The organism is Bacteroides sp. 2201st1_D9_2201SCRN_220225, assembly GCF_040928965.1.
Lineage (GTDB): Bacteria > Bacteroidota > Bacteroidia > Bacteroidales > Bacteroidaceae > Bacteroides > Bacteroides stercoris.
Genome location: NZ_JBCODG010000023.1, coordinates 29,005 through 42,422, shown reverse-complemented (window position 1 = coordinate 42,422; position 13,418 = coordinate 29,005). Strand labels below are relative to the sequence as shown.

At 50.2% G+C, this 13,418-nt stretch carries 8 protein-coding genes; 3 read left to right on the top strand and 5 right to left on the bottom strand.

The features are described 5' to 3' along the window. Positions 1–70 precede the first annotated feature (70 nt). The 3 genes from AB5903_RS09605 to AB5903_RS09595 all read right to left on the bottom strand — a co-directional run bounded on the left by AB5903_RS09605 (position 71) and on the right by AB5903_RS09595 (position 7,300). Complete coding sequence (locus AB5903_RS09605; protein ID WP_368117819.1) at positions 71–1,741, bottom strand: formate--tetrahydrofolate ligase; 1,671 nt, start codon at positions 1,739–1,741, stop codon at positions 71–73. A gap of 117 nt (positions 1,742–1,858) precedes the next feature. Further along, on the bottom strand, positions 1,859–4,921 hold the full coding sequence (locus AB5903_RS09600; RefSeq protein ID WP_272710717.1) for an ATP-binding protein: 3,063 nt from the start codon (positions 4,919–4,921) through the stop codon (positions 1,859–1,861). 213 nt (positions 4,922–5,134) lie between these two features. After that, on the bottom strand, positions 5,135–7,300 hold the full coding sequence (locus AB5903_RS09595) for an outer membrane beta-barrel family protein (protein ID WP_272710718.1): 2,166 nt from the start codon (positions 7,298–7,300) through the stop codon (positions 5,135–5,137). A 205-nt stretch (positions 7,301–7,505) separates the two neighbouring features. Here AB5903_RS09595 and AB5903_RS09590 point away from each other — a divergent pair, with 205 nt between their 5' ends. The 3 genes from AB5903_RS09590 (at position 7,506) to AB5903_RS09580 (ending at position 10,807) form a co-directional block, all read left to right on the top strand. Beyond that, a complete protein-coding gene (locus tag AB5903_RS09590; protein ID WP_005653932.1) occupies positions 7,506–9,212 on the top strand; it encodes a sensor histidine kinase KdpD in 1,707 nt (568 codons plus the stop codon). A 209-nt stretch (positions 9,213–9,421) separates the two neighbouring features. Continuing rightward, positions 9,422–10,138 (top strand): response regulator transcription factor, encoded by a 717-nt coding sequence (locus AB5903_RS09585; RefSeq protein ID WP_005653930.1) that lies wholly within the window; start codon positions 9,422–9,424, stop codon positions 10,136–10,138. An 87-nt stretch (positions 10,139–10,225) separates the two neighbouring features. Beyond that, entirely contained in the window at positions 10,226–10,807 is a 582-nt protein-coding gene (locus AB5903_RS09580; RefSeq protein ID WP_005653928.1) for a hypothetical protein, read from the top strand. Positions 10,808–10,856: 49 nt separating this feature from the next. On the opposite strand, the gene AB5903_RS09575 is transcribed toward AB5903_RS09580, so the two are convergent. Continuing rightward, positions 10,857–13,064: an HRDC domain-containing protein gene (locus AB5903_RS09575; protein ID WP_195658063.1), complete on the bottom strand. Its 2,208-nt coding sequence runs from the start codon at positions 13,062–13,064 to the stop codon at positions 10,857–10,859. Between the two features lie 159 nt (positions 13,065–13,223). Further along, positions 13,224–13,418 (bottom strand): F0F1 ATP synthase subunit gamma (locus AB5903_RS09570; RefSeq protein WP_368117818.1); only part of this gene is annotated, 195 nt, incomplete at its 5' end.

Below are 13,418 nucleotides of genomic sequence, written 5' to 3'. Positions count from 1 at the left end.
GCGCAGTTCAAACGAACCTTGCGCAGCTTATTTTTTAATTCTCAATTTTCAATTCTCTATTTAAGAAGGTTCAGGAAAGCCCCTCTATATTGCCGTCCACTATGTCGATGTGCTCCGCTTGCGGCACTTTGGGCAGCCCCGGCATGCGGAGTATCTCACCGGCAATGGCAACGAGCATTTCCGCACCGTTGTTGATAACGATGTCCTTGATGTGGAACTCGAAGTTATTGACAGCGCCGTATATTTTGGGGTCGGCGGAGAAGGAGTATTGCGTCTTGGCTATGCAGACGGGATAATGTGCAATACCCATTTCTTCGATAAGCTTCATCATCTTGCGTGAAGCGCTGCTGTAGGTCACTACACTTGCGCCATAAAGGTTGCATGCCACTTTCTCTATCTTCTGCTGTACGGTATCGTTCTCCCCGTAAGTGTATTGCAACGGGGCGGATGGCTTCTTTTCGATTGTTTCCACAACGAGGTTAGCCAAATACACCGCACCTTCCCCACCCTCGGCAAAGGCATTGTTAATGGCGAAGCCCACTTTCAAATCCTCTTCGCAATGACGGCGGATAGCTTCTACTTCTTCGTCCGTATCGCTGGCAAAACGGTTGAAGGCAACCACAACGGTCTGCCCGAAATAGCGCAGGTTACGGATGTGTTTGTCAAGATTGCCAAAGCCTTCCTTCAGTCCTTCCATGTTCGGCTCCTTAATGCGGTCGAGGCTGACACCGCCGTGCATCTTCAATCCCTGTGCAGTGGCAACGATAACGGTCAGTTTGGGTTGCAGACCGCTTTTGCGGCATTTGATATTATAGAACTTCTCCGCTCCCAAGTCCGCACCGAAGCCGGCTTCGGTCACTACGTAATCGCCGAAGGTCATAGCCATTTTGGTAGCGAGAATGGAGTTGCAGCCATGCGCTATATTTGCGAACGGACCGCCATGCACAAAAGCGGCTGTTCCTTCGGTGGTCTGTACCAGGTTGGGATGAATGGCATCTTTCAGCAGTACGGTGACGGCGCCCGCCACACCTAAATCTTTCACTGTAAACGGCTTGCCCTCATAGTCAAAACCGAGTATGATATTCTCGATGCGTCTGCGGAGGTCTTCCGTATCCTTTGCCAGACAGAGAATTGCCATAATCTCCGATGCAGGTGTAATGTCGAAACCGGACTCCAGGGTAACCCCGTTGGTACGTGGTCCAAGTCCGGTAACAATGCTGCGCAGGGAGCGGTCGTTCACATCGAGCACACGCCGCCAGATGATTTCTTTCAGGCCGAATCCGTCCGCCTGATGCTGGTAGATATAGTTATCCAGCAAAGCGGAAATCATATTGTGAGCGGAAGTGATGGCATGGAAATCTCCTGTGAAATGTAAGTTTATCTTCTCCATAGGAAGTACCTGCGCGTAGCCGCCGCCTGCCGCTCCGCCTTTCATGCCGAAGCACGGACCCAGCGAGGGTTCGCGCAAGGCTACGATGGCTTTCTTGCCTATCTTGTTCAGTCCCAATGCCAGGCCGATAGAGACCGTGGTTTTGCCAATGCCTGCCTTTGTGGCCGTAATGGCGGTTACCAGAATCAGGTTGCTCTGCTTTACCTTCTCCTCGTCAATCAGGTGTTCGGGAATCTTGGCAATGTAGCGGCCGTAGTTCTCTACTTCTTCACGGGGAATGCCGACACTTTCGGCAACCTGCTTTATTTTCTTCAGTTCAATGCTGCGTGCTATTTCGATATCCGATTTCATATAAGACACTTTTCTTGATAAAACAAACTTTCTTTTTTGGAAGTTGCAAAGATAATGCAAATATCCGAAAGTCGTGCCATATCGTCTCCAGTCTTGACGAAGTCGGTGCAAACCGTATTACAGCAGTATGATGCGTCGCTGCATAATATCCTTCAATTGCGCCTTCAACTGACGGGCGTTAATGGGTTTGGGCATATAGCCGTCGAAGCCGCTTTCCATTACCTTCTGTTCGTCCGAAGCGTAAGCAAAAGCCGTAATTGCGATAATAGGAACTTTTGTGGAATACTTGCGTATCTCTTTCGTCGCTTCATACCCGTCCATCACAGGCATATTAATATCCATCAGTATAATCTGCGGATTGTATTTCCGGAACATATCCACCGCTTCCTGACCGTCCCAAGCATGCAATAACTGATACTCCCCGTTCAAGATGGATGCGAACAGTTTGTAATTACTGTCATTATCCTCGGCTATGAGAATGGTTAATTTGTCTTTCTCTACAGCTATCGGCTGTATGTCCGCCTCCTTTGCCCTTCCATCGTCCGCCATTGCCGGTTTATAAGGAAGGGTAAACCAGAATGTAGAGCCTTTTCCTTCTTCCGAAACCACTCCGATATTACCTTTCATATGCTCCACCAGAGTCTGGCAGATGGAAAGTCCCAGCCCGGTTCCCTGCTTGAAGTTATTCAATTTGACAAAGCGTCCGAAAATTCCCTGCAGCTTATCTTCCGGAATCCCGCAACCGGTGTCACTTACATAGAAATAGATTTCCCGCCCGCGCAACTCGTAGCCAAAACGGATGCTTCCCTCGGAAGTGAACTTTATGGCATTCGTTATCAAATTGATGAGTATTTGCGACAGCCTGTTTTTTTCTGTATAGATAAAGCAGGACTCTTTCGCAGGATGGAAGCTGAACTGTACCTTATTTTTATCAATTCGGGGCGACAATGAATCGGTAAGTTCGTTCATTGTCCTGTTCAGGTCGATATTGGAATAGTGAAACTCCAAAGTACCGGCTTCAATCTTCGACAAATCCAGAATATCACTGATCAATTGCAGCAATAAAGCATTGTTGTTCTCAATAATGCTTACGTATTCCTGCCTGTCCTGCTCTTCATCGGCAGATGCCAATATGCCGGAAAAACCGACAATGGCATTGAGAGGCGTACGTATTTCATGGCTCATGTTGGCAAGGAAAGCCGATTTCAGACGGTTGGACTCTTCAGCCCGGTCTCTGGCTGTTGTCAGTTCCATTTCCATTTTCTTACGTTGGGTAATAACCAGCGACGAACCTACCAGAGTAAGCGGTTTCCCGTTTTCATCACGGGTCTCTATCGCAGCCTGCGCCTCCACCCACTCCATCCTGGGAACATGATTCTCTACGCTGATGACGCGATATTCCTCCTTTACCTTATCCGTACGCCCTTCCAGCAAGTCCTGGTAGGCTTGTTTCACACGCTCACGGTCTTCCTTGAATATTTTTGAGAAATACTCCGAGTCGGGTACGGCCAATTGCGATTCGTCCACCTTCCTACCCGTCACACCCAGCTCTATGGGCCTGTTTATGTCGCAAAGTATGGTTCTGTTCAGCAAATCCCATTTCCAGGGCACAATATTGGCAACATCCAACGCCATGGCAAGCTTCTTGTTGGTGGCACTCAGCTTCTGCTGCGCTTTGTGCAGTTCGGTGCTGTCCAGACAGAAAATATCGACCGTATTGCTTTGGTGAGTGCCTTTCAGCACTATATTGAAGAATGTGTCTATCCGCTTGAAGTAATACGGGAATGTGATGGCCTTATTCTCGTCCAATGACATCTTGATAAAATGCAGAAACTCCGGAGTGGATTCGGGAAATACCTCGCTTGCTTTCCTGCCGATTACGCTTTCCTCCAGCGAGAACATCTTTTCAAAGAGCGAATTGGTTTTCCGATATACCAAGTCCACAGGCATATCGTTTTCATCGAGAATCAATTCTTCCTGCATATAGAGTACGGGCATATTGTTTATCAGGTTCTTATAAGAAATCATCACCTCCAATTCGTTCTGCTGCAACTTCTTCAGTTTCTCCAGGTGACTGAAACGGTATTGAAAAAACAAGGCAAGCAAGATGAAACATACAATGGCTCCTACAATGAAATAACCATATAACTCCCAGAATGTAGACGGTTTGTTAAAAAACACGGTGCCGGCAGGACATAAGTCCAATGAAAGGCCTTTACGGAGCAAAACGCTGTAATTCAGCACAGGGGCCCCGTCGGCAGGCAGATAGAACGGGATGTCGGACGCCTTGCTGCCGGACAGTACCAATGACAGGTAGTTTACAACATTCCGGTTGTACTGGTCTTGATCGAAGACATAACCGCCCAGCATGCCCCCTGCGGTATCCTTAACCGTAACCATGCCTATTGTGAACAAAGGAACGGGAGCCGTTGCAATCAGTTGGTGAAAATTAGTCACCAAAGAGGTGTTGCCGGCAAACGAGCGTTTGTAAATCCAGGACGAGAAAAGAATTCCCGTGGTCTGAGGGTCGATTGTATAAAGCGTATCCAACAGTTCATTGGCAGAAAGCTGCTGCGGAGACAGGAACCGGTAGTTCACTTCCGGATAATTCTTCTTCAATTCCTGGCGGATAAGCCAATCGTTGGTTTGATTGCTTTGCCGCCCGTCTCCAATAAAGATGAAGTTTTTAATCTTCGGAGTCATCCGGCAAACCAAATTTATATTTTCCTTAATATAAAAGTCGGAATACAAAAAGGTCAGATTATAGGGCTTGGCCAAATCGGCAAGGGGAATCCTTTCCGCCACGTCAATAGGATACTTCCTGACATACGCTTCGGTAGGCCCTATGTAATCGGCTTCGGCACACAATACAATCGGAACGTCGCCCCACATCCTTTTAAAATCATCACGCAATACCATAGCGGGACTTCCCAACAGCAACAGCACGCTCGGCGGATTCTTTTCGTACTTACCGGAAAGCATCTTCCGGAACTGCTCCAGGATAGAGTCGTTGTCCACCAGCAACATGTCCATATGCTCGGTATAGAGAGTCATATAGGGAATGTCCTGTACATAACCCGTAACTGCGGATATTATCCTGGAACTCCAGGGAGCTGCTTCCGTATACGAGTTAATAATCAGTATATTACTGTAAGAGTCTGAGAGGCTCTTCTGTGCCATAGCTTGATTTGTAAAAAAGAGAAAAAAGAAAAAACAGCAAAACAGTTCTATCGCACGGGTACGGAATGTACCTTTTTTACCTTGTTTATGCATTAAAACAACTATTATGGTAAATTATAAATGTATATCGCGATAAAAGTAGTAATAAAAAACGGTAATTGCAAAAGGCCATGGCATATTAATCCTCTCAGACTCAAAGATTTTCCTTTATTTTTACTTGAACCGCGACGTATCCACTCCTTCCCTCTTCTTTTCCTTATAACCGCCGAACTTGTATGTGAACGATACGCCCAACTCGCGGAAACAAGAGTAATGGTTGGTTACATTCTGCGTCTGGAAGCGGATGCGCGGAGAAATCTGCCCGGTCTCGAATATATCGTTGCAATACAGATTCAGGACAGCCTTTCCCTTGGCAAAGCCATAGCGCAAGGCGGCATTTACATTGCCGGAAACAGGCAGGTCGTAAATTCCCTGAATCGCTTTGCTGTGCACAAATCCGGTGACGGTCAGCTTCAGGTCGGGCTTGGTGGAAAGGGTGAAGGTGTTGTTCATTTGGGCGATGCCGTAACACTGTTTGCGGTCGAAGGGGATATCCCAAAAGTCGCTGTCTTTCTCGCGATGCCAGATGCCGATAAAGGTCAGGCGGGAATTCAACCAGTTCTTTACCTTAAAGGGCACTGATGCCTGTATGCCAAACTGTTGACGGTAGTCAAAGTTCAGGTATTTATAGATCTCAACCAACCGTTGCGAGGACTGGTAAAGCGTCTGTACCGAGTAGTCCTTGGTGTGGCTGAACCAAGTGCTGAAGATGTACTTGCTCTTTAAGATATAGTTCATTTGAAACTCATAGCTTTGCGCAGGTTTCAGCAGAGGGTTGCCGTGAATCTCGGAATATCCGCCGCCGATATAGGAAACGGCATCCTGCACGGCCCAATAGTCGGGATAGTGCTTATCGCTGCTCAGCGCAAGTTGCAGGATATGTCCGGGGGCAGGCATATAGTTCAGGTTGACGGTAGGATACCAATCCCACTGGTTCCAAACGGGCGTTTTATAACGCTCCACAGCCAGCGAGGCATCCAGCGAGAGCTTATCGCCGAAACTCTTGCTGAAACCTGCATAGATGTTCAGCGTCTCTTCCCGTTTGCGGGATTTCATATTAGTGAAGTTACCGGCGGAATTATCACCGGCTGCCAACGAAGTTGTATTTTCATCTCCCAACTGTTCGCCGGTCTCCGGGTCGTAGTAATATTGGTAACTGTTGTCGATGCCGGTGGTATAGACAATACCGTAATTCAGTCCCCAGCCCTTGCCCAGGCTGTGTTCCTGCGCCAGAAACATTTTCCAGCGGTTAATGCGCTGGCAGTCCTGTGTAAAGAAGTCAAGCTCGTCGTTTTCCAGCAGGCGGCTGTTCAGCAACTGGTCGGACGGAGAACGGTAGTACGTGAACTCCACACCGGCTTTCATACCGAAAGGCGTAGAATAATCCAGCCGGCCGTTGTGAAGCCAGTCGGTACTGTTGCTCAACGTGGCGGACTGCTGCGAACCGTTGATATTCATCCGGTTGTGAGACGTTGTATAGTTACCGTTATAAACAAAGCTCAACTGATGGTCTTTAGCGATAGTATAATCGGCTCCCACCCGGAAACTATGCGTATGCGAACGGCCGCGGCGTACCTCATCGGTTGCCATCGGGTACACCGAGCCATCCGCCAAAGCGTGCATAGCATCTTTGTCCGTCGTAGTGTAAGTACGGCCGTGTTTGTGCGAGTAAAGAAAATCCGTTGAGAATTTATTTCCGTTATATAACAGGCTGGCGCGCTCCTCAAAACCTTCGTAATGCTTCTGATTGTATTTGCCGTAGAGTTCGCCCTGCCAGGAAGAGGGACCGTCCGCGGTTTGCTTCAGTTGCACGTTGATAAGTGCGCCGCGCACCTGGTAGCGGGCGGGTGCGTTGTACATCACTTCGGCTTTTTCTATCCGGCTTGCGGGGATACTCCGCAACAGTGTGTAAAGCTGTTCGACGCTGAGGGTGGTCACTTTTCCGTTCAGAATGACGGTGACACCCTGTCCTGCCAGTTGCAAGCCGCCGTTCATCTCGGTTACACCGGGAAGCTCCTTTACGGCATCGTAGGCATTGTCCACAGGCAGGTCGCGGATAAGCCGCGGCAAGTCATACACCAGTTTGCCTTGCGAGGCTTTGACTACGGGGCGTTCGCCGGTAATCATCACTTCGGGCAGGCTTTGGTAGATACTGTCCAGGCGGGCATCCGAGGTAATGATGCTGTCGGCGCTGAGGGTACGTTCTCCGCCGGTGATTTCCTGGGCGGAGATGCCGGCACTAAAAAGGCTGATTACTGATAACAGATAAAATCGTTTCATACGTATTCGATGCTTTAATTTATTGTATTTGATGTTTTAGTTCGTTTTCACACCGCAAAGTACGGCATTACCCGCCCGACTTTGTGTTATCGCCTGCTTACCAAGTGTTATCTACTGTTACCGGAAGTGTTATTTAGTCTTATCGCACGATACACCGCACACCATAACTCCTTATCTTTGCCTGCACAAATATCAAGGAACCACCATGAAACTGCCTTTGAAATACATTGCCATACTCGTTATCCTGTCTTTGGCGGGTATCTTCTCCTACCAGGCCTACTGGCTCGGCGGGCTGTACCGCACCATGCGCAACGACCTGGAGCGCAACATCATAGAAGCCATGCGCATGAGCGACTATAACGAAATGATGCTGCGTGTGGAAAGGATGCGCAAGGACAGTGCCGACCATGGGACAGTGAGCGTATCCGCCGGATTCGAGAAAGACGGAACGCAAAACAAAACCTATGTACACAGCACCACCAGCATAGACCGCAACGGCCGGAAAGAAGAAACCTCCGACCAGCAGGTCATTCATCAAAAGAGCGACACCCTTTTGATGAGTATCTCGGACAATTCCTCCGTACAGGCTATTATCACCCGTGATGGCATCGCCGTCCCGGACTCCGACGATGTACTTTTCATAGAACGGAACAAAGACCGGAACAAGGCTCAATGGCTGAATGCCGATTCAGCCCAAAAGAAGCTGGAAGCCGCCATAAAAGACACCGATGTTCTGCCCCAGGCCGCACTGAGGGCAAACAGCGGGCTGGATGTTATTCTGCGCGACCAGAACAGCATGCTGGAACTCGCCACATATTTCCAGCGCGGCCTGCACTCCGGCCTGGATGTCATTTCCGACCCCGATGTCCTTGTATACGACAGCCTGCTCACCTTTCAGCTCAAAGACCGGGGCATCACGCTGCCCCACCGCCTGGAGCATATCTATACGAACGACAAAGCATCTCCCCATACGTTTACAGACACGCTTGCCGTGGCCGGTACTCCCGGATACGTTCCAAGCCCCGAAGCCAAGCTATACGAGTACGCTTTCGACATCAGTACCCATCAGAGCTACCGCCTTTGGATGGAACCCGTTACCCCGTTGGTGCTGAAGCAGATGTCGGGCATTCTGACTACCTCGTTCGTTATCCTCATCATCCTCTGCTTCGCGTTCTGGATACTTATCCGCACCATCTTGCAGCAAAAGACGCTGGAGGAGATGAAAAGCGACTTTACCAACAACATCACCCACGAACTGAAAACCCCTATCGCCGTGGCCTATGCCGCCAACGATGCCCTGCTGAACTTTAACCAGGCGGACGAAAAGGCCAAGCGCGACAAGTATCTGCGCATCTGCCAGGAACAGTTGCAACGGCTCAGCGGACTTGTCGAACAGATACTCTCCATGAGCATGGAACGCCGCAAGACCTTCCGCCTGCATCCGGAACCGCTGTCCATGGAAAGCATTCTCGAACCGCTTATCGAGCAGCATAAACTGAAGGCGGAGAAGCCCGTGCATATCTCTACGGACATCGAGCCTGTCGGGCTTACCCTCACGGCAGACCGTACGCACTTCAGCAACATCATCAGCAACCTGATTGACAATGCCATAAAATACTCGCCCGAAGCAGCGGACGTAAACATCCGTTGCCGGCAAACCGCCTCTGCCGGACAAGGAGAGTTTGTTGAAATCGCCATCAGCGACCGTGGAACAGGTATCGCTCCCGAAAAGCAGAGCCACATATTCGATAAGTTCTACCGCGTTCCCACCGGCAATCTGCACAACGTGAAGGGCTACGGCCTCGGTCTGTTCTATGTCAAGACCATGACCGAAAAGCACGGCGGAAGCGTAACGGTAAAGAGCGAACCGGGCAAAGGAAGCACGTTCACTCTGAGGTTTCCGAACGGATAAAAGGAGTACCCGCCCGTTTCCCCCGGAAGAAACTCCGGTTTCCCTTAAGGGGAACGCGCGTTTCCTTTAAAGGGAACTGTCGTTTCCCCTAATGGGAACGGAAGTTTCTCCCGGCGGAAACGGAAGTTTACTTAGGAGAAACAGGAATATATCCCCGGAGTACATACAGATATTACATAAACAAGAATAACAAGAAAGATAAGGATGTCATGGATAAAATAAAAGTATTGCTGGTTGAGGATGAAGAGACCCTCGCCATGATTATAAAGGACACGCTGGAAGGGCAAAGTTTCATTATCCACACCGCTGCCGACGGCGAGGAGGGGTTGCGCCTGTTCTTCGACCTGCGCCCCGATGTGCTGGTGGCAGACGTCATGATGCCCCGTATGGACGGCTTCGAAATGGTACGCCGCATCCGCCAGACCGACAAGCACACGCCGGTGCTTTTCCTCACTGCACGCTCTGCCATCAATGATGTTGTAGAGGGCTTTGAACTCGGCGCCAACGATTATCTGAAGAAACCTTTCGGTATGCAGGAACTGATTATCCGCATCAAGGCGCTGGCGGGCAAGGCTTTCAACTTTACGGAACCTGCTCCCAAAGAAGTCACCGACTTTGAAATAGGCAATTACCGGTTCAACCCCGTCACGCAACGGCTGTCGTATACAGGAACCGGTGCTGCTCCGCACGCCGATACGGAGATGGAACTCTCACACCGCGAATCGGAAATACTGAAGCGCCTCTGCGAGAACCGCAATCAGGTGGTCAATACCCAGAATGTACTGCTCGACCTCTGGGGAGACGACAGCTTCTTCAACTCCCGCAGCCTGCACGTATTTATAACGAAGCTGCGCCACAAGCTGGCGCAAGACGACCGCATCCGCATCGTAAACGTGCGGGGGATAGGCTATAAACTGATAGTATAAAGAATAAGAAATAATATAAAGAAGTTTCAGAAAATTGACGGAAAGGATTATCTTTGTCTGAGAAGAAAACAATAACCGTGCCCAATCATGAAACAAGTTTGTTTTTTTATCATCGCCCTGCTGGCAAGCGTCGTTTCACTGCACGCCCAAACCGAAGCGAAGGGCGACAGCATACGCTCCCATAGCCTGCCCGACGGTACGCCGCCCGAAGGGACATTCCTACCCGAAACGAAGAATTATGACGGCTTTCTCCTGGACATGAGCCTCATGAGAATGGAAGCTCCCCGCCTGCCCCGGTTTACGTTGGAAATACCGGATGCAAGCAAAGACTACAGCCGGATATTCCGTCTCAACCCGGACGCGACCTACTCGCAGGGGCTTTCAAATGTGTTCTCGCTCACCAACGCCACCGTTTACAGCATGAATCCGTTTGGGCTGACGGGCTTCTGGTCATCGCCGGAGAACCTGCAAATGGGCAGCTTCAAACTGAAGAACGGAATGCGTATCAATACATACGGCGAGTACGACAAGGACGGCTGGAAAGTTCCCAACCGTTCGGCATTGCCGTGGGAGAAGAACAACTTCAAGGGAGCATTTGAAATGAAATCCGCCAACGGTGCATTCGGCATACGCATCGAAGTACAGCAGGGCAACCGGACGCCGTTCTAACCGTAAACATCACAAACTGATATAATCAGATACAGCGGTTCGACCCTAACTAAAGCATAAGCTCCGGCTCTGCCAATCCTTTCTCCTTGCAGTACGCATATACTATTTCCAGAATGGTGTCTCCGTACTTCTCTACCCCTTTCTTCCCGAAATAAGGGATGCGGACAAGCATGTCCTTATCGGCAGGCAACAGGTTGCTGATGCCCAAAATGGCCTTTTGCTGGATGACCGTGTAGACCGGCAGCCCCAAACGGGCTGCTTCCGTGTTTCTCCAAGCCACCAGGCGGTCGTATAGTTCGGGATGCAGTACGTCCGAAGGCACTTGAACGGAAGATGCCGCCGTTTCTTTCCTTTTGCGGTCCTGCATGTTCTTCTCCACTGTATCCAGCATGCCTCTCCGCTTCAGGTCCTCTTTGCCGGAGACAGCATGCTCGCCGATAGACAGTATGGCTTTCCGCTTCAAATACCCGGCTGTGCTGAATCCGTGTTCCGTTATGTATGCCAGCAGTCTGTTTTTCAACAGGAAAAGAGTATTCAAATCCTCTTTGGCTGCGTTCAGTTGCTTCTTCAGCACCTTATTATCCGTGGCAAGAGCGCGTGGCCCTATTAATACGGGATACAAAAGCGCCATTTCATCTTTAAAGTAACCGGCTCCCGCAACAATCCGCTCCTGCAGGGTTTCGTCCGCAGCATAGTCCTGTGCGGCGTCAATCAGGCGGTTGTACTGTATGCCGAACCTCTGCGCCACTTTTACCACCTTTTCGCGGAAACGCTCCGCCGCCTCTTTGTAGGCGGCAAGCTGCTTGGGATAGAGTTTATAAAGATGTTCATCGACCAGCCGTACATAGCGCTGCAACGCTTGTGCCAGCGGCAGGAAATCAAACAGTTCCGACAGCAGCCCGTGGAAATAGGCACGTTGCAGTGAATGGAAGCGGTTTTCGTCCGGTTCGTTCCGGCGGGCTTCTTCCGTAAACCGGTCTACGGCACGGTCGCTGATAACAGCCTTTGCCGAAAGCGGTGCGCTGAGCACCAGGCCTTCCAGCGTCTTGCAACGGCTCAGTGCCACATACGTCTGCCCATGCGCAAAGGATGCGCTGGCGTCGATAATGGCACGCTCAAACGTAAGCCCCTGACTCTTGTGGATTGTAATGGCCCACGCCAGTTTCAGGGGAAACTGCCGGAAAGTACCTTCAATATCTTCTACAATCTCCCTGCTCTCTTCGTCCAAGACGTATTTTGCATTCGCCCACTCCTCTTCCTGCAACAGGAAAGTATCCCCGCTGTCTTTGGCGCATACCTCGATACTGCCGGAGGAGACGGAGGTTACCTCACCAATCATACCGTTGTAGTAGCGGTGCTCGCCGGAGGAGTCGTTCTTCACGAACATCACCTGAGCGCCTTCTTTCAGTTCGAGAACTTCGTCCGTGGGGTATGAATATTCGGGAAACTTCCCCTCGACAGTAGAGCGAAACGCATAGGTACGTCCCGGAAGCTGTTCCAGCTCGTAGCTGTTGATACGCTGCGCCTGATAGTTATGGGTGACCAGACGGATATATCCTTCCTCTTTCCGAGGCTGGAAGCCGGGGAGATAGCGGCGGTTCAGCGTTTCCAGCACTTGCGGGTCGCAATGGTTCTCACGGATGCGGTTCAGCAGCTCCAGGAAGTCTCCGTCATTCTGCCGGTATACGGTCTTAAGCTCGATGGTGCAATATTCCGTCTGCTTCAGCGCGCGGCTGGAGAAGAAATAGGGAGTGTCGTAGTACTTGCTGAGCATCTGCCATTCCTCGTCTTTCACCACGGGAGCCAGCTGCTGCAGGTCGCCAATCATCAGCAACTGCACACCGCCAAACGGTTTGTAGGGGTCGCGGTAGCGGCGGAGCATTTCATCTACCGCATCCAGCAGGTCGGCGCGTACCATACTGATTTCATCAATCACCAGCAGGTCCATGCTGCGTATGATATTGATTTTCTCCTTACCGAAACGGAAGCGGTAGCTTGCCTTTCCATTCGTACTGAACGAGCTTTCGGGCACATAAGGCGCAAACGGAATCTGAAAGAACGAATGGATGGTAACACCGCCGGCATTGATAGCCGCTATGCCGGTGGGCGCAACGACTACCATACGTTTGGGACTTTCCTGCTTAAGCTTGCGCAAAAAAGTAGTTTTACCGGTTCCGGCTTTGCCTGTCAGAAAAAGATGAGTGCCTGTGCTTTCGATGAATTGCCACGCAAGCGCTAATTCGGGGTTCTGCTCCATTGTTCTTTTCGGTTTATTTTAGAACGGTAAAGGTAGTACAAATAAACAAAGGAAAAGGAAAACCGGCTAATGTTTTTTGCCGCACGGACGGCATCCGTAAAAAAAGAGGTCATATCCTTTTGAGACATAACCTCTTATCCTTGTTTCCTGCCGGAAAAATTATTTCATACTGCCGCCAATGATGTCCAGCAGCTCATTCGTAATCGCCTGCTGGCGGCTCTTGTTGTATTGCTTCGTCAAGTCCTGAATCAGCTCATTGGCATTGTCCGTGGCAGCCTGCATGGCAAGCATACGTGCCGCGTGCTCGGAAGTGTTCGAATCCAAGAGGACCGTATAAATCTTCTGGCTCAATAC